A 19,685-nucleotide genomic window follows, 5' to 3' on the forward strand; every position below is an offset into this window, starting at 1 on the left:
TCGTACGCGACTGCTTGGGTTAGCGGCTTGCCGGGGTTCATGACGGGGTCAGCCGGTGTTCACCTGGTCCGGCGAACGTCGCGCTGACGTCCTGGTGAGGGGAGCAAGTACATGTCTCGTGTCATTGGCCGGCTGGCTCTGGTGGGTGCCTCGGTGCTGGTCACCGCGGCGCTGCTGACGAGTGGAGCGCAAGCGACTCGCGGGCACGAGCCCAGGGTCACGGGCACGGCGACGCTCCCCACCATGTCGCTCTCGAAGTTCTCCAACGGCCTGCTGCCGCACACCGTCTCCAACGATCGCGGCGTCGACCTCGGCGGCATCGGCAGCGACATCTACCCGGCTGACCGGCCCGGCGAGTTCTGGACCGTTACCGACCGCGGCCCGAACGGGCAGATCAAGATCGACGACGTCAACCGGCGTACCTTCCCGGTCCCCGGCTTCGACCCGGCCATCGTCAAGGTGAAGGTGGACGGCTGCAAGCTCCGCGTCCTGTCGGCGATCCCGATCACCACCCGTCACGGCGAGCCGGTGACCGGCCTGTCCAACCAGGCGAGCCGGGACGAACTCCCCTACAACTTCAACGCCTCCACCGAGTTGTCCTTCAACCCGAACGGGCTGGACACCGAGGGGATCGTCCGCGCGCACGACGCAACGTTCTGGCTGGTGGACGAGTACAGCCCGTCGCTGGTGCACGTTTCGAGCCGCGGCCGGGTGCTGGCGCGGTACGTGCCGAAGGGCCTGAAGCTGAAGGGTGCCGACTACCCGGTGATCGAGGCGCTGCCCGCGATCTTCCTGACCCGCAAGATCAACCGCGGCTTCGAGGGGCTGGCTCAACTGCCGGGTGGCGACCTGGTGCTGGCGCTGCAGAGCCCGCTGCTCAACCCGAGCAAGAAGGTCGGCGAGGCGTCTCTGAACACGCGGCTGCTGCGGTTCTCCCCGCACCAGGGCAAGGTCACCGCGGAGTACGCCTATCGTTTCGACCCGGTCGGTGTGGTCGACCCGGGCGAGGACGACCCGAGCGAACTGAAGATCTCCTCGGTGGTTGCCGCCGGCCCCGAAACGTTGCTGGTCCAGGAGCGCACGGACAAGGCCGCTCGGCTGCAGCGCGTCGTACTGCGACCTTCCGCCAACATCCTGGGTACGGCGTGGGACTCGACGACCACGACGCCGTCGTACGAGGCACTCGCTGACCCTGCGGCTGCCGGCGTACCGGTGCTGTCCAAGAAGCTCTTCCTCGACCTGAACACCGTCGCCGGTGCGCCGAAGAAGATCGAGGGCGTCGCGCTTTTGCCGCACGACACGCTCGTCGTCATCAACGACAACGACTTCGGCATGACCGATGGCCCCGAAGCCTTCGATGCCCACGGCAACCTGGTCGACAGCGCGATCGAAACCACCCTGGTGGCCATCAAACTCCGTTAACGCGACGGTGTTAATCCGGCGACGGCGGATCGGCTGATCGTGTAAACCAGGTGGATGGTTCTTCCTGCTGAAGTTGTTGCGCCGGTGCGGATCGAAGTCGGGCCAGGGCATCACCTGGCGGCGCGGCGACGAGGGGACGGGGGCGTGCCGCTGCTGCTCATCCACGGGTTCCCGTGTACGAGCCGCATCTGGTCGCACAACCTCGGTCCGCTGGCCGAGGCGGGGTTCGATGTGGTCGCGCCGGATCTGCGCGGGTACGGCGACTCCGATTTCGCGCCGGACGACTTCTACGACTTCAATGCGTTCAACACCGACCTGACCGGCCTGTGCGACCGGCTCGGCTGGGATCGCGCCGTCGTCGCCGGGCACGATCTTGGCGCGATGATCGCCATCGACCTGGCTACCCGCCACTCGGATCGGGTGGACCGCCTGGTGATCCTGGACGACTCTATGCCTGACCTGGGTGAGGCGTTTACAGCGGCGGGTCTCCCGCCGATCGACCCCAAGCCGGCCGTCTACGACTACCAGCGCCGTCAAGGCCACGAAGCCGACGCCTTGGTCGCCGAGCTGGCAACGCCCGAGCAGCGTCGGCGGTACATCGGTGAGTTCTACGGGCACCGCCTGTGGTGCCCGCCCGACGCCTTCGACGAGGATGATCTGGCGTTCCTGACCGAGCCGTACGGCGACGCGGCCCGGCTGCGCACCTCCTTCGCCGACTACGAGGTCGCGATGGGCACCCGGCCGCTGTCGGCCCCGGAGATGATCGACCGGCCGGTCCAGCAACGCGCCCTAGTCCTGATCGGCACCGACCAGGCGACCATGCGCAACCACATCGAGGAACGATGCGCGCTCGCCTTTCCGCAGGCAGTCGGTCCGTTCTGGGTGAAGGGTGCCGGCCACTTCATGCCGTGGGAGCGGCCCGAGCTGGTCAACCGCGCCGTCCGCTCCTTCTGCGGCGACCTGCTGACAGCAGCACTCACCCCGTGAACTTCCCGGGGTGAGTGCTGACTGTGGTCAGTGGTCGTGACGCCACTGGTCGGTGCAGATCACGGTGAGCCAGATCCAGGCGAGGGTCACGGCGACGTCGAAGGCGATGATGGTTGGCCGGCTGCCGACGCCTGCGCTGAGACCGGCGAACGCTCCGAAGAACAAGATGCCCGTGATCGCGGAGAACCGGCTGAGTGCGCGACGGCCAACGCTGCGGAAGTGCACCGCCAGCACCAGACACGCTGCGATCAAGCCGGAGAACCCGATGCCTCCAGCAACGAAGTGGCCCATCCCGCGCGAGCTGATCTCGGCGTAGTGGGCCGGCGTACCCGCGGGGAACCCGGAGGCCGGGTCCGCTTTGAAGATCGCGGCCAGCAACAACCCAACGCCGTACGCGACAAGCAACCGCGGCCCCCAGGTGCTGCCGCGTCCGGTGAGCGTACGGCGAAGTCCCACTGCGGCTCCGATCGACAGCAGACCGCTGACCACGAAGTTCAGTGTCTGGATCCAGCCGGGTCCACCGTTCGCCAGCAGACTGGCCGGGTGCCGCGTGATGTCGAACCCTTCCCGCGTGAACGCCTGCCCCAGCCACACAACGACGTACAGCGGGCCGGCGACGATCCCGCCGGTGAGCAAGGCCCGGGTCGAGATCCGGGTGGTGGTCGGGATGGTGAGATCGTTGGTGGTCATGGTCCGGGTTCCTTCCAGCTGACTGAGGGGCTTCCTTCACCCCTGCGTCGACCGACCACCCCCGTTTTCGACACCCGGACCGAATCTCTTCGAGGAGGACAGATGCCAGTCGAGGTCGAGGTCCGCGCCGTCTCAGCTGCCTTCGACACCGCCCTGTTAGGGAACGACGCCGAGGCGATCGGCCAGTTCATGACCGACGACTGGGTGTACGTCGGCCCGTCCGGAGCCACGCCGAAGTCGGACATCCTCGGATGGATCGCGTCAGGCAGGCTGGCGCATCACACTATGACGGTTGTCGGAGACGAACGGCTCGCACGCGTCGGCGACGCGGGACCGTGCTCGACGGCCAGACCCAGAAGCTCGTCTGCATCCCCCACCTCCACGGAGAAATCCCCAAGAACGCCGGCCCCCAACGCCGAACCACAAACTAGCCGGTACAACGTGCCCAACAACCCGGTGGCGAGTGGAGCGGGCGCGTGGGGGAAACATCAGTCACCCACCAGCTTCTCGTAGACGTCGGGGCTCCAGCTGGCTGCGGTTTTGGTGTTGAGGGTGGCGCCCAGGCGTTCGTAGAAGCGGTAGCCGGCTTTGTTTTCGAGGCGTAGGCCCCAGCCGATCGGGAGGCGATCAGGGAGGGCGTGCCGGGCCAGCTCGAGCATGAGGGCCCGGCCAACGCCGGCGTCGCGGAACTGTTCGCGGACATACAGGTCGTCCAACGCGAGCTGATCGCCACCGACCCACAGATACGCCCGCCGCAGCGACGACACATAGCCGGCCACTTCCCCATCAACCGAGGCGATCAGCACGATCACGTCCGAGCGAGACAGGAAGCCTTCCCAGTCCGCAACGCTCGCGGTGACGTACGCGAGCTGATCCTGATACCCGGCCAGCTCCTGCAACATCCTCAAGACGGTCTCGGCATCCGCGGGGACCGCGCGGCGGATCTCAGTGTGCGGCATGGACTTCTGCTCCTGTCGAGGGCTTGGCGGCCGGTACGACGGCCAGCGCGAGGACTGCTGCGACGGCTGCAACGATCGCGGCGAAAGTGAATCCGCGGGTGAATCCGGTCGTCACGGTGCCGGCCAGGCTGGCAGCGGCGATGCTCGACACCACCGCAACCCCGAGCGACCCACCGAACTCGTGGAAAGTGCTCAGAATCCCGGACGCGACCCCGGCCTCCCGGTAGTCGATCTGGCTGAACGTCGTGGTCGACGCGGCGACGAACGCGGCACCGATCCCGGCGCCCCCGATCGTCGTCCCGATCACCACCATGAGAGCACCATCCCAGATCGCAGGGACAGCGATGCCGATCGCAGCGACGGCCAGTCCGATCATCGCGACCGGACGCGCACCGACCTTGCCGACCAGCTGTCCGGACAAGTGCGCTCCGATGGTCGTGGCGACGGCGATCGGGAGGAACGACAGTCCGGTGCGGAGGGCGCCGTACCCCTTGTAGTGCTGGAGGTAGAACGATCCGAGGAAGAAGATCGAGATCATCAGCGCGGTCGCGACCAGGATCAGGAAGGAGCCGGCGGCAACAGGTCGGCGGGTCAGGATCCGCAGGTCCATCAGCGGCGACCGGACGACCCGCTGCAGCCAGGCGAATGCGGCGTACAGAACAACCGCGCCGGCCAAGGTGAGAAGGGTCGCGGCGGACAGCCAGCCCCGGTCACCGGCGTTGATGAGGGCGTAGATCGCCGTACCGGTGCCGGCCGTGACCAGGATCGCGCCGGGTACGTCCAACCCGCCCTGACGCTCGGCCGGCCGGTCGGCGGGCAGCATCCGGAGCAGGATCGCGAACACGACCAACCCGACCGGGACGTTCACGTAGAACACCCACTGCCAGCCCGGTCCGGCGGTCAGCAATCCGCCGATCAGTACGCCGATCGCCGCGCCACCACCGCCGATCGCGGACCAGATGCCGAGCGCCTTGTTCCGCTCCTCGCCGTCAAACGTCTTCGTCACCACGGACAGCGCACTCGGCGACAGCAACGCCGCGCCGACGCCCTGCGCGATCCGGCCCCCGATCAGCAGCTCGGCGCTGTTGGCGAGCCCGCTGGTCAGCGACGCCGCGGTGAACACCAGTAGCCCGGTGAGCACCACGACGCGGGATCCGAACAGATCGGAGGCCCGGCCGCCGAGCAGCATCAGGCCGCCGAACATCAGTGTGTAGGCGCTGACCACCCAGGTCAGCGTGCTGCGGTCCAGGCCGAGGTCGGTGCCGATGTGCGGCAGCGCGATCGCCACCACGGTCACGTCCAGGATCAGCATGAACTGCGCGATGGCGAGCAACCCCAGCAGCCGCCAACGCCGCGGATCCGCTCCGGTTTCATTCATGATTCTCATCCTCACTGGTCAAGTCGAACACTACTGTTCGAGTTATTCCAGGTAAAGTAACTCGTACAGCAGTGTTCGACAAGGGAGTACCGATGCCGGTGAAGCAGGCGAGTACGACGGGCAAGCGGGCGGACGCACAGCGCAACATCGCGGCGATCCTGGACGCGGCGACGGAGTGTCTTGGCCGCGATCCGGCGGCGAGTACGAGCGAGATCGCCAAAGCGGCCGGTGTCGGGCGGGTCACCCTCTACGGCCACTTCCCGTCCCGGGCCGAGCTGCTCGACGCGGTGTTCGTGCACGCGATCGAGGGCGGCGAGGAGGCACTCGGCCAGGTCGACCTGAGCGGAGACCCGCGCGAGGCGCTGACTCGGCTGATCGAGTCCAGCTGGCGCCTGGTCGACCGGTACCGCTCACTCCTGATCGCGGCTCAGAACACTCTGCCGCCAGGACGGGTGCGGGAGCTGCACGCAGACCCGATGGCGCGGGTCGAGAAGCTGATCGAGCGCGGCCGGAAGCAGGGCGCCTTCCGGAAGGACCTGCCGACGTCCTGGCTGGTCGGCGTCATGCACAACGTGATGCACGGAGCCGCCGACGAGATCAACGCCGGCCGCGTCACCCCCGACAAGGCCGCCGCCTACATCACCACGACCATCCTGGCCGCCTTCACCCCACCCGGCGACCGCGTCCCGGACTGACGAACTGGGTACATCCTGGGCATGCTGAAGGTTCCCGAACTGGCGGAGTTGCAGAAGCGGCGCGGTGAGAAATGGTCCGGCCACGCGCCGGGGGTGATCTCGGCGACGGTGGCAGAGATGGACTTCGACGTCGCCGAGCCGATCGCGCGGACGCTCCATGAAGCGGTGGATCGCAGCGATCTCGGGTACGCCTTCGAGGTGCCGAAGTCCCTGCGCGACGCCTTCACCGGCTTCGCCGACCGACGGCTCGGATGGTCCGTGGATCCGGACCGGATCTCGCTGGTGCCGGATGTGATGGCCGGGCTGATCGAGCTCTGCCTCGCGCTCGCACCAGGCGGTTCGGTCGGCTTCGCGACCGCCGCGTACCCACCGTTCTTCACCCAGATCCCGGGCCGGCCTTCGCACCGTGCTGATCCCGCTGCGTGCGGACGGCTGGTTCGACCTCGATCGGCTCCGCGAGGCGCTGACCGACGGGCTCGAAGTACTGGTCCTCGCGAACCCGCACAACCCGACCGGCCGGGTGCTCCCACACGAGGAACTCGCGGCGATCGCGGAGCTCTGCGCGGCGTACGACGCCTGGGTCCTGGCGGACGAGATCCATGCGCCGTTGGTCCTGCCCGGCGCATCACATGTGCCGTGGCTCGAGGTGTCCGACGCGGCCCGCGAGTACGGGATCGTGCTGACGTCCGCCTCGAAGGCGTTCAACCTGGCCGGGCTGAAGGCGGCGATGGCCGTGACCGCGTCAGCCCGCGCGCAGAGCGTCGTCGATCGCCTGCCCTACACCGCCGAGCAGGCCGGACTGCTCGGCGTACTTGCAGCCGAGGTGGCGTTCTCCGAGTGCGACGATTGGCTCGACGCCGTACTGCGGCAGCTCGACGAGAACCGCGCGTACCTGCGCGACCATCTGCCTGACGGCGTCACTTGGACCCCACCTGAGGCGACGTTCCTGGCCTGGCTCGACTGCCGCGCGCTCGGGCTGGACGAGGAGCCGAGCGAGTTCTTCCTCCGTCGTGCGAAGGTTGCCTTGGGCCCGGGTCGCGACTACGACCCGGGCGCCACCGGCTTCGTCCGCCTCAACTTCGGCACCGGCCCCGAGCTCCTCGAGACGCTCGTCGACCGGATGCGGTCCGCCGGCTGACTACTCCAGCCAGGTGGTCTCGAACGTGGGGTTGGCGTGAATGTGCAGTGCCTCGTAGCCACCCGGCCCGGTGCGGAACTTGTGCGGCGTGTTCGCCGGTACGACGAGAATCTGGCCGGCCTTGCCGACGATCTGCTCCTCGCCCACGGTGAAGGTCGCCGTACCCCGCCGGATGATGAACGTCTCGGCGTACGGATGCAGGTGCAGCCGCGGGCCTTTGCCCTCCTGAGTGGTGGATTCCAGGATCAGAGAGACACCGGCGCCACCAGGCAACTCGGTGTAGTTCTCGGTCCACTCCTCGCCGTCGTCCCGCCCGTCCGCGCGGTTGATCACCACGGCGCCGGTGTTCGCGATATCGGTCATGAGCACCCTCCCTCGGTCTGCTGCCAAACCTAACCTCGCACCGGGTCCTTTCACTTTCCTTTCCGGCGCCAGACGGGATCAGTCCGGAATCCGACGGGATCGGTCCGGCGTCCGGGAGACTCAGCCGACCTGTTCGACCGAGGCGGCATGGCGCTCGGCGAGGTTGTGGTACACGGCGGCGTTGTGGTCGACGAACAGCTTGGCAGTGCCGTCCAGCGGGACGATCTTCTTCGCCGGGCTGCCCAGCGCCACGGATTCCGGCGGGACCACCGCACCCGGCGTCACGGTCGAGCCGGCCGCGACCAGCGTGCGCTCGCCGACGACCGCGCCGTCCAGGACGATCGCGCCGTTCCCGACCAGCGCCTGCTCGCCGATCGTGCAGTCGTGCACCAGGCACAGATGGCCGACGGTCGCGTTCGGCCCGATCTCACAGCCGTTGCTGCCGGAGTGGATCACGGTGTTGTCCTGGATGTTCGCCCCGGCCCGGATGGTGATCGTGCCCAGGTCGGCCCGGATCACCGCGCCGTACCAGATCGACACGCCCGCCTCGACCACGACGTCGCCCACCAAGGTGGCGGTCGGCGCGATCCACGCCTCCGGATGCACGCTCGGGCTCTTTCCCTCAAATGAGAACAACGGCATACGCCGCACCCTACTGGCGCCAGTGGTAGCGGCGTTCGGGACGGCCGGTCGTGCCGTAGCGCAGCGCGACTTCGACCTGGCCGCGGGTGCAGAAGAACTCGAGGTACCGGCGGGCGCTGACGCGGGAGATGCCGACCTTCTCGGCACACTCGGCGGCCGACAGGTTCTGCGCGGCTGCGCGGAGGGCCGCGGCGACCAGGGTCGCGGTCTCCTGGCTCAGACCCTTGGGCAGCCGGTTGACGGTCGGCCGCACCGGTCCGAGGACCCGGTCGACGTCGGCCTGGCTCGTCACCTGATCGGGCACGCTCGCTCGCCGTCGCGCGTACTCCTCCAGCCGCGACCGCAGATCCTCGAAACCGAAGGGTTTCAGCAGGTAGTTGACCACTCCTTGCCGTACCGCCCCGCGTACGGCGTCCGCCTCGCGCGCCGCGGTGATGACGAGAATGTCGCAGTCCGGCTGCGCGGCCCGCATCCGCGCGATCAGGTCGAGGCCGAAGATGTCGGGCAGGTAGAGGTCGAGCAGTACGAGGTCCGGCTGCAGTTTCCCGATCGCCTCCAGCGCCTGCTCCCCGGAGTTCGCCGTACCGACGACCTCGAAACCGGGCACCCGGTCCACGAAACCGCGGTGGATGCGGGCGACCATGAAGTCGTCGTCGACGACCAGGACGGAGATCATCGGGCTCCCTCGGGCAGGCGCTGGACAGACATCCGCGCGATGAACGCGGCGCCGCCGTCCTCGGTGTTCGTGACCGCGACCTCACCACCACGCCGCCGGCAGACCAGCCGGGTCATCGCCAGCCCGATCCCGCGCTCACCGCCGGCCGCGGCCTTGGTGGTGAAACCATGCGCGAACACCTCCTGCGCCAACTCGGGCGCCACCCCGGGACCGGAGTCGCGGACCACGATCTCCACGCTGGCGGCGTCCTGCCGCAGCTCGACCTCGACCCACGCGGGCGACAGCGGCGTACCCGACTGCGCGGCAGCGTCGATCGCGTTGTCGACCAGGTTGCCGATCACGGTAGCGACGTCCGCCGACAGTTCCGGGTCGAGCCGGAGCAGCGTGGTGCGTTCGGACACGCGGAGCTCGACACGACGTTCGGCCGCGACGGAGGACTTCGCCATCAGCAGGGCGGCGACCGCGGTGTCCTGCACCCGCCGGGTCACGGTCAGGTCGAGCGACTCACGATAACGGTTGAGGGCGCCGACGTACGTGACGACCTCGTCGTACTCCCCGATCTGGATCAGCCCCGAGATCGTGTGCAGCTGGTTCGCGAATTCGTGGGTCTGGGCGCGCAGCAACTCGGTCGAACTGCGGAACGAGCCGAGCTCACGCTCCAGTTGCGCCAGCTCGGTCCGGTCGCGCAGCGTGGTGACGGAACCGAGCGAGTGCCCGTCCTTGGTGACGCTCATCCGGTTCATCACGAGCACCCGTCCACGCCGTACGACGACCGCGTCGCGGGCCTCATCACCGGAGTGCTCCCCGGCCAGCACCTCCCGCAGCCGACCCTCGATCCCCAGCTCACGCAGGCTCCTGCCGACCGCGTTCTCCGGTAGATCGAGGAGCCGCCGACCGACGTCGTTCACGAGCGTGACTCGCAGGTGCGGATCCAGCGCGACGACGCCCTCGGCCAACCCATAGAGCATCGCCTCGCGGTGCTCGGCCAGCCCGGCGATCTCCCGCGGTTCGAGGCCGAGCGTCTGCCGCTTGATCCGGCGAGCGAGCAGCCACGAGCCGAGCAGCCCGAGCACACACGCGATGCCCAGATAGATCGCCAGGTACGACGATGCGCCACGGAGCCGCTGCCAGATCGACGGAGCCCGCTCACCGACCATCACCGTGCCGATCTGGTCGCCGAGCGTCCCGTCCGGCTGGTTGTCCGCGTTCGTGCCCTGGCTCAGCACGGGAACCTGCGAGACGAGCTCGGTCCCGTCGTCGACGCCGAGCTCGCCGGACCAGCCGCGGCCTTGCGCGACCCTGGGATCACCGAGCGTCAGCTCGCTGCCGAGCGCGGACAGGTCGGTCGCGGCGATCACCCGGCCCTTCGCGTCGGCGATGGTGATCGACGTGACGCCGGACTGGGTCAGCGTGGTCTGGAGCAACGGCGCCAGGACTTCGGCCGGCGCCGGGTGCCGGATACCGAACCGCAGCGTCTGATTGCCGGAGAGCTGCTCGGCCAGGGCGGTCACTCTGCGTCCCTCGACCCGGTTGAAGGTGGCCGCGGACTGGGCGAGCGAGACCGCAGCGACGGCGACCAGCACCACCACCACGATCGCCAGCTGCAGCACCAGCAGCTGACCGGCCAGGGTCGGCCGCTTGCCCAGTCTCAATGCCATGCCGCATGATCACCGGTCGAGCGCCGGCATTGCCACACCTCGGCCGGAATCGGCGTGTGACCACAATGAACTCAACCTCCGCTGCTGACACAAGGCAGACGGCACTCCCGCGGGAAGGTCACGATCAACGCCCTGAACCCCTGGACGTGAAAGGACTCCGCCGATGAGGTCTCCCCGGTTACTGGTACCGACCGCGGCAGCGATGCTCGCCCTGCTCACCGCGACCGCCTGCGGCGCGACCGCGGACAAGGAGGACACCGCCGACGCCGGCAACGGCAAGCCGGCCACCGGTCTGCGGCTGATGGTGCCGAACACGGCCGGCGGCGGGTACGACACCACCGCCCGGGTGGCGGCGAAGGTGATGGACGACGCCAAGATCGCCACCGGCGTCCAGGTCTTCAACCTGCCCGGTGCCGGCGGCACGGTCGGCCTGCAGCGGACCGTGAACGAGAAGGGCAACGGCAAGCTCGCAATGCAGATGGGCCTCGGCGTGGTCGGAGCGACGTATACCTCGAAGTCGAAGGCGACGCTGACCCAGACCACCCCGCTGGCCAAGCTGATCGAGGAGGCCGGCGCGATCGTCGTACCGAGGGACTCGCCGTACAAGTCGATCGGGGACCTGGTCACCGCGTGGAAGGCGAACCCGAAGGGGCTCGCGGTCGGCGGCGGCTCGTCCCCCGGCGGCCCCGACCACCTGCTGCCGATGCAGCTCGCGCAGACCGTCGGGATCGACCCGAAGGACGTCAACTTCGTCTCGTACGACGGCGGTGGCGAACTGCTGCCGGCTCTGCTGGGCAACAAGATCGCCTTCGGCGCCAGCGGATTCGGTGAGTTCCTCGATCAGGTGGAGAGCGGTCAGGTGCGGGTGCTCGCGGTGACGAGTGAGCAGCCGATCGAGGCGCTGAAGGACGTGCCGACGCTGAAGTCGTCCGGCATCGACCTGGTCTTCACCAACTGGCGCGGGATCGTGGCACCGCCGGAGATCAGTGCCGAGGACAAGCAGGTCTGGGTCGACGCGCTGACCAAGATGCACGACTCGCCCGAGTGGAAGGCGGAACTGGCCAAGCGCGGCTGGACCGACGCCTTCGTCACCGGTGACGCGTTCGCCACCTTCCTGACCGACCAGGACAAGGCGGTCGCCGACATCCTGACCAAGCTGGGGCTGGCAGCATGAGCGAGCGAAGCGAGCTCATCATCAAGCACAGTGCATGTTGTGTCTCATCCGCGCCCGGAGCGAAGCGAGGACGTGGATGAGCACCGCCGAGCCTCGGGTTGAGACTCGGCGGGATCGGGCGCAGTACGCCGTGTGTGGGTTCTTGGCCGTCGTCGGTGTTCTGGTGATCATCGACGCGGCCCGGCTCCGGCACATTGCCAACAGCAACGACCCGATCGGCCCGAAGCCAGTCCCGATCGTGCTCGGCGTACTGCTCCTGGTGGTCGCGGCCGTGTACGCCGTGGACGTCGCGCGCGGCGGCACCGGTGCGGCCGAGGAGGGTGAGGACGTCGATCCGACGTCGCCGATCGACTGGCGGACGGTCCTGCTGCTGATCGGCGCATTCGTGGTCAACCTCGTGCTGATCGAGCCGCTGGGCTGGGTGATCAGTGGCGGGCTGCTCTTCTGGGGCTCGGCGTTCGCGCTCGGCAGCCGCCACCACGTCCGCAACCTGGTCATCGCCGCCGGGTTGTCGTTGGCAACGTTCTACGCGTTCGCGATCGGCCTCGGTGTGAACCTGCCGGCCGGCGTACTGCAAGGGATCCTGTGATGGACAACCTGAACAATCTGCTGACCGGGTTCGGCGACGTACTGACGCCGATGAACCTGCTGCTCGCACTGCTGGGCGTGACGGTCGGAACCGCTGTCGGCGTACTGCCGGGCATCGGTCCGGCGATGACGGTCGCGCTGCTGCTGCCGATCACCTACGGCCTCGAGCCCGTGCAGGCGTTCATCATGTTCGCCGGCATCTTCTACGGCGGCATGTACGGCGGTTCGACCACGAGCATCCTGCTCAACACGCCCGGCGAGTCCTCCTCGGTGGTGACGGCGATCGAAGGCAACAAGATGGCCCGAGCCGGACGCGCGGCCCAGGCGCTCGCGACCGCGGCGATCGGGTCGTTCGTGGCCGGGACGATCGGTACGGCGTTGCTGGTCCTGATCGCGCCGCAGGTGGTGAAGTTCGCGATCAGCCTCGGTGCGCCGGACTACCTGGCCATCATGCTGCTCGCGTTCGCCGGTGCCACCGTTGTGCTCGGCTCGTCCCGGATCCGCGGGATCGCGGCGTTGCTGCTCGGCCTGGTGATCGGGCTGATCGGCATCGACAAGGTGACCGGCCAGGAGCGGCTGACGTTCGGGCTGCCGCAGCTTGCCGACGGCATCGATGTCGTCGTCGTTGCCGTCGGCATCTTCGCGGTCGGCGAAGCGCTCTGGGTGGCTGCACACCTGCGCCGGAACCCGGGCACGGTGATCCCGGTCGGGCGGCCATGGATGGGTCGCTCCGATTGGCGTCGTTCGTGGAAGCCTTGGCTGCGCGGGACGGCATACGGGTTCCCGATCGGTGCGCTGCCGGCCGGCGGGGCGGAGATCCCGACGTTCCTGTCCTACGCGACGGAGAAGAAGCTGTCCAAGCATCCGGAGGAGTTCGGGCATGGTGCGATCGAGGGCGTGGCCGGGCCGGAGGCTGCCAACAACGCCTCGGCCGCGGGGACACTGGTCCCGATGCTGGCTCTCGGGCTCCCGACCAACGCGACGGCGGCGGTGATGCTGGCGGCGTTCACGTCGTACGGGATCCAGCCGGGTCCGTTGCTGTTCCAACGGGAGTCGTCGCTGGTGTGGGCCCTGATCGCGAGCCTGTTCATCGGCAACCTGATGCTGCTCCTGCTCAACCTCCCGCTGGCGCCGGCGTGGGCGAAGCTCCTGCAGATCCCGCGGCCCTACCTGTACGCCGGGATCATCTTCTTCGCCTCGATGGGCGCGTACGCCGTGAACGCGCAACCGCTCGACCTGCTGCTTCTGCTGTTGCTGGGCCTGCTCGGCTTCACCATGCGCCGCTTCGGCCTCCCGGTCCTGCCGCTGATCATCGGCGTCATCCTCGGTCCGATCGCCGAACGCCAGGCCCGGATGTCCCTCCAACTCTCCAACGGCGACCCCTCCGGCCTGATCGGCGGTCCCGTCTCCTACGTCATCTACGCCGTCATCCTCACCCTCCTCATCTGGCCCCTGCTGGCAAAGCTCCGCTCCCGCAAAATACGACAAGACGTGTCAGCTATTCGGTAGCACCGTGGAGTCATGATCACCATGACCCCCGACCGCGCCTGGCTCGGCGTCGTCTCCGCCGACCACACCCGGCGCGCCAGCGAGCACGGCTTCATCCAGCTCAACCACGGCAAGCGGTACAACCTGAACCGGTTGCGGCCCGGAGACGGCTTCGTCATCTACTCGCCGACCGAGCAGTACGGCGAGAAGGTGCCGCTCCGGGCCTTCACCGCCCTCGGCATCGTCGCCGACTCCGAGCCGTACCAGGCCGAACCGATGTCGATGGGCACTCACGGTGTCGTCCGGCCGTGGCGGCAGGCGGTCGATTTCGAGGTGGTCGAGCGCGCCGCCCTCGCCGATGTCACCGCTGAGTTGACGCTCACCCGGCAGCCGAACTGGGGTTACCAGCTGCGTCGGGGGCTGGTCCCGCTCGCGGTCGAGGACTTCGAGGTGTTGCGGTCGGTCATGATCTGTTGATCGGGGCGTGTCAATTTCTCGTCGGGGACTTCGACGTACAGGTGAGAGCACGAACTCACCGAGACGAAGGGCGATCTGATGAGCGCGACGGGGACTGCGGCGAAGTCCAGGACATTCCGGCGGTTGCTGGCGAACACGCTGGTGGCGAACGTGACGACCAGCTTCCTGTCGTTCGCGCTGGCGTTCTGGGTCTACCTGGAGACCAGGTCCGTGCTGGCCGCCTCCATCGTCTCCGGCGTCTCCATGCTGATCGGCGCCATCTCCGGCACGATCTTCGGCGCAGTCGTCGACACCCACCGCAAGAAGACCGCGATGGCGCTGTCGAGTGCCATCACCGGAGTCGCGTTCGCGACAGCCGGCGCCGTGTATGTCGTCGCCGGCGACCGGACGAGCAACTGGCACGGACCGTGGTTCTGGGCGTTCACCGGACTGATTCTCGTCGGCAGCATCGCCGGCCAACTCCGCAGCATCGCCCTCTCGACAACCGTGACGCTCCTTGTCCCCGCAGACCGCCGGGACAAGGCGAACGGCCTGGTCGGGACGGTCAACGGCGTGGCCCACCTCGTGACCAGCATCCTCAGCGGACTCTCGGTCGGCCTGCTCGGCATGGGCGGAACGGTGGCCATCGCTGTCGTCTTCACCGCCGTCGTCCTGGTCGACCTCCTGGGCTCGATCCACATCGACGAGCCGCGACCCGAGGGACACCACCAAGCGCGGTTCGATCTCCGCGGCACCTGGCGGACGCTGCGCGGCGTACCGGGCCTGCTCCCGCTGGTGTTGTTCAGCAGCTTCAACAACCTCGTCATGGGAGTGTTCATGGCGCTGATGGACCCGTACGGCCTGAATCTGTTCTCGGTCGAGTCCTGGGGCGTCGTGCTCGGCATCACCAGCATCGGCTTCATCGCCGGCGGCGCGCTGGTCGCCCGGTTCGGCCTGGGCCGTCAGCCGCTGCGAGTCCTGCTGGTGGCGAACGTCGCGATCGCGATCATCGGCATGGGTACGGCGGTCCGCGAGTGGCAGTCGCTGCTGGTCCTGGGGATGTTCGGGTTCATGCTCGTGATCCCGATCGCCGAGGCGGCCGAGCAGACGATCCTCCAGCGGCTGGTCCCGTTCCAGCAGCAGGGCCGGGTGTTCGGCGTCGCGCAGAGCATCGAGACCGCGTCCACCCCGATCGCAGCCTTCATCATCGGCCCGGCCGCGCAGTTCCTGCTGATCCCCTACATGGAGTCGGCGCCGGGTCGGTCCACCTTCGGCTGGCTGCTCGGCGACGGTCAGGCCCGCGGGATGGCACTCGCCTTCGTGGTCGCGAGCCTGCTGATGCTGATCGTCGTACTGCTGGCCTTCCTCAGCACCGCCTACCAGCGCCTGAACATCCGGTACGCCGCCGAGCCTGTGCCGGCGTAGTCAGTAGTCAGCCGTGGGAGCGTAGGAGCGGGAGGTACACCTGGTCGACGATCTCGACCAGGACCGCGTCGGGAACCGATCTCGCGCCGTTGAGCGAGTACTCGTTCCGGAGCAGGTCGACCGCGACCGTGGCGACTCTGGGGGTGAGCGCGGAGGGGTCGACCTCGCCGCGGCTCACCGCCCGGGCCAGGACCTTCAGCCAGACGGCGACGCCCGCGCGCGAGGCCTGCTCGCGGAGGTCGCGGATCGGCTCGGGCTCGGCCTGGATGCCCGCGATCAACTCCCGCAGCATCTGCCCCACTGGCGTTGACATCCGCTCGTTCGCCCGCTGGAGCAGCGCCAGCGCGTCCGAGCGGATCGAGCCCGTGTCCGGCGCATTCTCGGGGTCGGTCGGCAACATCCGCAGATATGCGGCGACGCACAGCGCCCCACGGCTCGGCCAGCGCCGGTAGATGACGTTCTTCGACGTCCCGGCGCGGGCGGCGACGGCGTCCATGGTCAAGGCGCGGAATCCGACCGCGTGCAGTTCCTCGATCGTCGCCTGCAGGATCGCCTCGTCCAGCGCCGCGCCCCGGCGGCGGGTCGGTCTTGCGCTTGTCACCCAACCTCCCCTGAGAGATACCCAGAGTATCCCATGACATTCGGCACCTCCCCGCTCAGATCCGCTCACTTAAGCTACTGGCAGTATCTTACTCGGGATGGAGATGACGATGGAGAAGAAGGCAGTCCTGATCGGGTTGCTGTGGGACATCGGCCTGCCGGCCGCGGTCTTCTACGGAGCGCGGGCGCTGGGGTGCGACGTACTCCCGGCGCTGGTGGCCGGTGGATTGGCGGCGGTGATCCGCGTCGGCTTCGTGGCCGTCGTACGGCGACGGCTCAACGGGCTCGCGGCCCTGGTGGGTGGCACGTTCGCGTTGCTGGTGATCGTGTCGTTGCTGACCGGGGATCCGCGGATCCTGCTGGCGAAGGAGTCGGTGCTGTCCGGTGCGGCCGGTATGCTGCTGGTCGGCTCGTGCCTGCTCGGCAAGCCGTTGGTCTACACGCTGGGGCGGAAGCTCAACACCGGCAAGCCGGAAGTGCTGGCGCAGTGGGACGAGCGGTGGCGGAACGAACCGGCGTTCCGCGGGCATTTCATGAAGTTGACCGCGGTGTTCGGCGGAGTGCTGCTGGCCGACGCGATCGTCCGGCTGGTGCTCATCTACTCGCTGCCCGTCGACCTGATGGCGAACCTCTCGCCGATCCTGCACGTCGCGGCACTCGCGGTGCTGGTCGGCTTGGCGTTGTGGTACCGGAGCCGTCGGCAACGAGCGATGGAGCAGGCGAATGCGCGGTAAGGGGATCAACTACGACACCGGCGCCCAGTTGACCGGTGGGTGCACCCGGAAGACGTTCGACTCCGCGACGGTACGGCGTGAGCTGGAGGTGATCGCGGACGAGTTGCACTGCACGGCGGTACGGATTTCCGGTAGCGACCCGGATCGGTTGGCGATCGCGGGCGAGCATGCGGCGGCGGTCGGGCTCGAGGTGTGGCTGTCGCCGTTCCCTTGCGATCTGACCACCGAGCAGATGCTGCCGTTGTTCGCGGAGTGCGCGGAGCGGGCCGAGAAGATTCGCCAGTCCGGGGCGAAGGTCGTACTGATCGTCGGCGGCGAGCTGAGCATCTTCTCGCGTGGCTTCCTGCCTGGTGAGGATCTGTTCCAGCGCACTGCGCAGCTGACCGATGCCGGTCCTGACCTGCCGTGGTTGCTCGGAAGTGTTCCGCCGAAGCTGAATCTCTTCCTGGGCGAGGTCATGGACACGGTCCGGCCGATCTTCGGCGGCAAGGTGACGTATGCGTCGCTGCCGTACGAGAAGGTCGACTGGACACTGTTCGACTTCGTCGCGGTGGATGCCTATCGGAGCGCGCACAATGCGGCGACGTTCCGGGACGAGGTCCGTGGTCTTCAGCAGTACGGTCTGCCGGTCGTCGTGACCGAGTTCGGCGGCAGCACCTACCGCGGCGCCGGGGACCGCGGTGGGCGCGGCTGGATGATCCTCGATCGCGATCAGGATCCGTGGCGGCTGGATGGTGACTACGTCCGCGACGAGGACGAGCAGTCGACGTACTTCCGCGAACTCGTCACGGTCTTCGACGAGGAGGGCGTCGACACGGCGTTCTGGTTCACGTTCGCCGGTTACAACTTCCCGCACCACCCGGAACCACGGCGGGATCTGGACCTGGCGTCGTACGGCGTCATCCGCCTGAATCCCGACCGCACCTGGTCGCGCAAAGCCGTCTTCCAGACCCTCAGCACCACCTACTCCACGATGGGAGCCTCCTCATGACCACCCGCCTCGCTGTGGTCGGCGCCGCCCTGACCCTCGCCGGCCTCCTCCACCTCGGCGCCCTCGCCAAGTACTCCCTCCCCCTAGGCGTAGCCGTCCTCGTCCTCACCGCCATCCTGTGGCTCGTGAACCACCGAAGATCCCGCGAGTAGGGCGGAGAATGTGCAGCTCGACAGGTAGTGCACCTGCGAGACGTCGCATACCGCGGCACGCCCCGGCTCAGGTGCACTACCCACCCGCCCGTTACTACCTGTCGACCCGCACGCCGCCAGATAGGTTGGGCGCATGGCTCGGCGGGTGGTTGGGGATGCGGTGTCGGTGGATGCTGCGCGGCGGATTGTGTTGGGGGCGCAGGGGTTTGCGGGGCGGCGGGCTTCCGGGCGGGGCGACGTGCGGCAGGTGCGGAAGGCTGTTGGGTGGGCCGGGGTGTTGCAGGTCGACTCGGTGAATGTGTTGTGCCGGTCGCACTACCTGCCGGTGTTCGCGCGCGCAGGGGACTACGCGCGTACGACGCTGGATCGGATGAGCTGGGGTGAGCCGCGGGAACTGTTCGAGTACTTCTGGGGACACAAGGCGGCACTGCTGCCGTTGAGCTACTACCCGTTGCTGAAGTACCGGATGCGGGCTGCGGAGCGGCAGGTCTGGGACGCGAAGCTCGACCCGGACGTGACCGCGCCGTGGTCCGTGGTTGTCGGGATGCAGCGGCTGAACGCCGAGCGGCCCGGGTTCGTCGACGAAGTACTGGCCCGGGTGACTGACCAAGGCCCGATCTCCGCCGGCGAGGCCAGTCCGGACGGCGTACGGCGGAAGCGGTCCGAGCCGGACCCCGATCCGAGCACCGGCCGGATGTGGAACTGGCAGGACGCGAAGATCGCCATCGAGTACCTGTTCTGCACCGGCCGCGTGACGATCGCGGGGCGGCGGAACTTCGAGCGCCTCTACGACCTGACCGAACGCGCCCTGCCCGCCGACGTCCTCGCCCGTCCCGCGCTCGACCCCGCCGACGCCCGCCGAGAACTGGTGCGGATCGCCGCCCGCGGCCTGGGCATCGCCACCGCCCGCGACCTCTGCGGGGCCGGAACCGGCCACTACCCGTTGCCCACAGCAACCGCTCGCGAGGTCGTCGGAGAACTGGTCGACTCAGGCGAACTGATCCCCGTGCAGGTCGAAGGAATCACCCAACAGAGCTACCGCTGGCACGAGTCCACCGACCGTCCCGTCGACGCCCGCGCCCTCCTCTCCCCCTTCGACCCCCTGATCTGGAACCGCGACCGCACCCACCACCTGTTCGACTTCTTCTACCGCATCAGCATCTACACCCCAGCGCCCCAACGCACCCACGGCTACTACGTCCTCCCCTTCCTCCTGGGCGACCGCCTGGTAGCCCGAGTAGACCTGAAATCCGACCGCCCCACCTCCACCCTCCTAGTCCCCACCCTCACCCCCGAACCCAACACCCCCGACCTCACCGACCCCTTGGCAGCCGAGCTCCGTCTCCTCGCCCACTGGCTCGACCTGCAGCACGTCCGAGTCACCGCAACCAGCCCCGCCGCTGTCCTTCTCGCCCAGGCCCTCAACAACTGAGAGGCGGATGGCGGCTTTTATTGCCGCTGACGGGGTA

General features: G+C 68.2%; 22 protein-coding genes. 13 read left to right on the plus strand and 9 right to left on the minus strand.

All coding sequences use genetic code 11. The features are described from left to right. Positions 1-111: 111 nt before the first annotated feature. On the plus strand, positions 112-1,422 hold the full coding sequence (locus E0H73_RS09125) for an esterase-like activity of phytase family protein (protein WP_131353042.1): 1,311 nt from the start codon (positions 112-114) through the stop codon (positions 1,420-1,422). Between the two features lie 144 nt (positions 1,423-1,566). Beyond that, positions 1,567-2,409: an alpha/beta fold hydrolase gene (locus E0H73_RS09130; RefSeq protein WP_165555545.1), complete on the plus strand. Its 843-nt coding sequence runs from the start codon at positions 1,567-1,569 to the stop codon at positions 2,407-2,409. Positions 2,410-2,436: 27 nt separating this feature from the next. Here the strand turns inward: E0H73_RS09130 and E0H73_RS09135 are convergent, their stop codons facing one another. The 3 genes from E0H73_RS09135 to E0H73_RS09145 all read right to left on the minus strand — a co-directional run bounded on the left by E0H73_RS09135 (position 2,437) and on the right by E0H73_RS09145 (position 5,436). Next, entirely contained in the window at positions 2,437-3,099 is a 663-nt protein-coding gene (locus E0H73_RS09135; protein ID WP_131353044.1) for a DUF998 domain-containing protein, read from the minus strand. Between the two features lie 488 nt (positions 3,100-3,587). Further along, positions 3,588-4,058, minus strand: coding sequence for a GNAT family N-acetyltransferase (locus E0H73_RS09140; RefSeq protein WP_131353045.1), 471 nt, complete (start codon positions 4,056-4,058; stop codon positions 3,588-3,590). Beyond that, the gene (locus tag E0H73_RS09145) at positions 4,045-5,436 is read right to left on the minus strand and encodes an MFS transporter (RefSeq protein ID WP_131353046.1); all 1,392 of its coding nucleotides are present in this window, start codon (positions 5,434-5,436) and stop codon (positions 4,045-4,047) included. The genes E0H73_RS09140 and E0H73_RS09145 overlap by 14 nt, the downstream gene beginning before the upstream one ends. Positions 5,437-5,528: 92 nt before the next feature. Here E0H73_RS09145 and E0H73_RS09150 point away from each other — a divergent pair, with 92 nt between their 5' ends. Beyond that, positions 5,529-6,131 carry a TetR/AcrR family transcriptional regulator gene (locus tag E0H73_RS09150; RefSeq protein ID WP_131353047.1) on the plus strand — a complete coding sequence of 201 codons (603 nt, stop codon included), beginning with the start codon at positions 5,529-5,531 and terminating at the stop codon, positions 6,129-6,131. Here the strand turns inward: E0H73_RS09150 and E0H73_RS09155 are convergent. Beyond that, positions 6,071-6,511, minus strand: coding sequence for a hypothetical protein (locus tag E0H73_RS09155; protein ID WP_131353048.1), 441 nt, complete (start codon positions 6,509-6,511; stop codon positions 6,071-6,073). The genes E0H73_RS09150 and E0H73_RS09155 overlap by 61 nt on opposite strands. 26 nt (positions 6,512-6,537) lie before the next feature. Here E0H73_RS09155 and E0H73_RS09160 point away from each other — a divergent pair, with 26 nt between their 5' ends. Continuing rightward, the gene (locus E0H73_RS09160; RefSeq protein WP_131353049.1) at positions 6,538-7,269 is read left to right on the plus strand and encodes an aminotransferase class I/II-fold pyridoxal phosphate-dependent enzyme; all 732 of its coding nucleotides are present in this window, start codon (positions 6,538-6,540) and stop codon (positions 7,267-7,269) included. Here E0H73_RS09160 and E0H73_RS09165 read toward each other — a convergent pair whose 3' ends face one another. From E0H73_RS09165 to E0H73_RS09180, 4 genes are all read right to left on the minus strand, one after another. After that, positions 7,270-7,632: a cupin domain-containing protein gene (locus E0H73_RS09165; RefSeq protein ID WP_131353050.1), complete on the minus strand. Its 363-nt coding sequence runs from the start codon at positions 7,630-7,632 to the stop codon at positions 7,270-7,272. Positions 7,633-7,752: 120 nt separating this feature from the next. Continuing rightward, positions 7,753-8,274, minus strand: coding sequence for a gamma carbonic anhydrase family protein (locus tag E0H73_RS09170; RefSeq protein ID WP_131353051.1), 522 nt, complete (start codon positions 8,272-8,274; stop codon positions 7,753-7,755). Positions 8,275-8,284: 10 nt separating this feature from the next. Beyond that, complete coding sequence (locus tag E0H73_RS09175; protein WP_131353052.1) at positions 8,285-8,950, minus strand: response regulator; 666 nt, start codon at positions 8,948-8,950, stop codon at positions 8,285-8,287. After that, positions 8,947-10,608 carry a sensor histidine kinase gene (locus E0H73_RS09180; protein ID WP_131353053.1) on the minus strand — a complete coding sequence of 554 codons (1,662 nt, stop codon included), beginning with the start codon at positions 10,606-10,608 and terminating at the stop codon, positions 8,947-8,949. The genes E0H73_RS09175 and E0H73_RS09180 overlap by 4 nt, the downstream gene beginning before the upstream one ends. A gap of 163 nt (positions 10,609-10,771) precedes the next feature. Between E0H73_RS09180 and E0H73_RS09185 the strand changes: the two genes are divergently transcribed. The 5 genes from E0H73_RS09185 (at position 10,772) to E0H73_RS09205 (ending at position 15,739) form a co-directional block, all read left to right on the plus strand. After that, the gene (locus E0H73_RS09185) at positions 10,772-11,782 is read left to right on the plus strand and encodes a Bug family tripartite tricarboxylate transporter substrate binding protein (protein ID WP_131353054.1); all 1,011 of its coding nucleotides are present in this window, start codon (positions 10,772-10,774) and stop codon (positions 11,780-11,782) included. Positions 11,783-11,858: 76 nt separating this feature from the next. Beyond that, complete coding sequence (locus E0H73_RS09190) at positions 11,859-12,371, plus strand: tripartite tricarboxylate transporter TctB family protein (RefSeq protein ID WP_131353055.1); 513 nt, start codon at positions 11,859-11,861, stop codon at positions 12,369-12,371. After that, positions 12,371-13,879, plus strand: a complete 1,509-nt coding sequence (locus E0H73_RS09195; RefSeq protein WP_131353056.1) for a tripartite tricarboxylate transporter permease — start codon at positions 12,371-12,373, stop codon at positions 13,877-13,879. The genes E0H73_RS09190 and E0H73_RS09195 overlap by 1 nt, the downstream gene beginning before the upstream one ends. Before the next feature lie 12 nt (positions 13,880-13,891). Then, a complete protein-coding gene (locus E0H73_RS09200) occupies positions 13,892-14,335 on the plus strand; it encodes an EVE domain-containing protein (RefSeq protein WP_202867273.1) in 444 nt (147 codons plus the stop codon). A 78-nt stretch (positions 14,336-14,413) separates the two neighbouring features. Next, positions 14,414-15,739, plus strand: coding sequence for an MFS transporter (locus E0H73_RS09205; RefSeq protein ID WP_131353057.1), 1,326 nt, complete (start codon positions 14,414-14,416; stop codon positions 15,737-15,739). A 7-nt stretch (positions 15,740-15,746) separates the two neighbouring features. Here the strand turns inward: E0H73_RS09205 and E0H73_RS09210 are convergent, their stop codons facing one another. Beyond that, positions 15,747-16,340, minus strand: a complete 594-nt coding sequence (locus tag E0H73_RS09210; RefSeq protein WP_131353058.1) for a TetR/AcrR family transcriptional regulator — start codon at positions 16,338-16,340, stop codon at positions 15,747-15,749. A 97-nt stretch (positions 16,341-16,437) separates the two neighbouring features. On the opposite strand from E0H73_RS09210, the gene E0H73_RS09215 reads away from it, so the two are divergent. The 4 genes from E0H73_RS09215 (at position 16,438) to E0H73_RS09225 (ending at position 19,648) form a co-directional block, all read left to right on the plus strand. Further along, complete coding sequence (locus E0H73_RS09215; protein WP_131353059.1) at positions 16,438-17,073, plus strand: VC0807 family protein; 636 nt, start codon at positions 16,438-16,440, stop codon at positions 17,071-17,073. Continuing rightward, positions 17,063-18,064 (plus strand): hypothetical protein, encoded by a 1,002-nt coding sequence (locus E0H73_RS09220; protein WP_131353060.1) that lies wholly within the window; start codon positions 17,063-17,065, stop codon positions 18,062-18,064. The genes E0H73_RS09215 and E0H73_RS09220 overlap by 11 nt, the downstream gene beginning before the upstream one ends. Continuing rightward, complete coding sequence (locus E0H73_RS45775; RefSeq protein ID WP_165555546.1) at positions 18,061-18,216, plus strand: hypothetical protein; 156 nt, start codon at positions 18,061-18,063, stop codon at positions 18,214-18,216. Before E0H73_RS09220 ends, E0H73_RS45775 begins: the two co-directional genes overlap by 4 nt. Before the next feature lie 247 nt (positions 18,217-18,463). Beyond that, positions 18,464-19,648: a winged helix-turn-helix domain-containing protein gene (locus tag E0H73_RS09225; protein ID WP_238163899.1), complete on the plus strand. Its 1,185-nt coding sequence runs from the start codon at positions 18,464-18,466 to the stop codon at positions 19,646-19,648. Positions 19,649-19,685: the final 37 nt, after the last annotated feature.

The sequence above is a fragment of the Kribbella pittospori genome, assembly GCF_004331465.1.
In the GTDB taxonomy this organism is placed as follows: Bacteria; Actinomycetota; Actinomycetes; order Propionibacteriales; family Kribbellaceae; genus Kribbella; species Kribbella pittospori.

Excerpts from the sequence above, each read along its gene's own strand:
- E0H73_RS09125 (WP_131353042.1), top strand. The coding sequence starts at position 112 with ATGTCTCGTGTCATTGGCCGGCTGGCTCTGGTGGGTGCCTCGGTGCTG.
- E0H73_RS09135 (WP_131353044.1), bottom strand. The coding sequence starts at position 3,099 with ATGACCACCAACGATCTCACCATCCCGACCACCACCCGGATCTCGACC.
- E0H73_RS09140 (WP_131353045.1), bottom strand. The coding sequence starts at position 4,058 with ATGCCGCACACTGAGATCCGCCGCGCGGTCCCCGCGGATGCCGAGACC.
- E0H73_RS09145 (WP_131353046.1), bottom strand. The coding sequence starts at position 5,436 with ATGAATGAAACCGGAGCGGATCCGCGGCGTTGGCGGCTGCTGGGGTTG.
- E0H73_RS09150 (WP_131353047.1), top strand. The coding sequence starts at position 5,529 with ATGCCGGTGAAGCAGGCGAGTACGACGGGCAAGCGGGCGGACGCACAG.
- E0H73_RS09165 (WP_131353050.1), bottom strand. The coding sequence starts at position 7,632 with ATGACCGATATCGCGAACACCGGCGCCGTGGTGATCAACCGCGCGGAC.
- E0H73_RS09170 (WP_131353051.1), bottom strand. The coding sequence starts at position 8,274 with ATGCCGTTGTTCTCATTTGAGGGAAAGAGCCCGAGCGTGCATCCGGAG.
- E0H73_RS09175 (WP_131353052.1), bottom strand. The coding sequence starts at position 8,950 with ATGATCTCCGTCCTGGTCGTCGACGACGACTTCATGGTCGCCCGCATC.
- E0H73_RS09180 (WP_131353053.1), bottom strand. The coding sequence starts at position 10,608 with ATGGCATTGAGACTGGGCAAGCGGCCGACCCTGGCCGGTCAGCTGCTG.
- E0H73_RS09185 (WP_131353054.1), top strand. The coding sequence starts at position 10,772 with ATGAGGTCTCCCCGGTTACTGGTACCGACCGCGGCAGCGATGCTCGCC.
- E0H73_RS09190 (WP_131353055.1), top strand. The coding sequence starts at position 11,859 with ATGAGCACCGCCGAGCCTCGGGTTGAGACTCGGCGGGATCGGGCGCAG.
- E0H73_RS09195 (WP_131353056.1), top strand. The coding sequence starts at position 12,371 with ATGGACAACCTGAACAATCTGCTGACCGGGTTCGGCGACGTACTGACG.
- E0H73_RS09200 (WP_202867273.1), top strand. The coding sequence starts at position 13,892 with ATGATCACCATGACCCCCGACCGCGCCTGGCTCGGCGTCGTCTCCGCC.
- E0H73_RS09205 (WP_131353057.1), top strand. The coding sequence starts at position 14,414 with ATGAGCGCGACGGGGACTGCGGCGAAGTCCAGGACATTCCGGCGGTTG.
- E0H73_RS09215 (WP_131353059.1), top strand. The coding sequence starts at position 16,438 with ATGGAGATGACGATGGAGAAGAAGGCAGTCCTGATCGGGTTGCTGTGG.
- E0H73_RS09220 (WP_131353060.1), top strand. The coding sequence starts at position 17,063 with ATGCGCGGTAAGGGGATCAACTACGACACCGGCGCCCAGTTGACCGGT.
- E0H73_RS45775 (WP_165555546.1), top strand. The coding sequence starts at position 18,061 with ATGACCACCCGCCTCGCTGTGGTCGGCGCCGCCCTGACCCTCGCCGGC.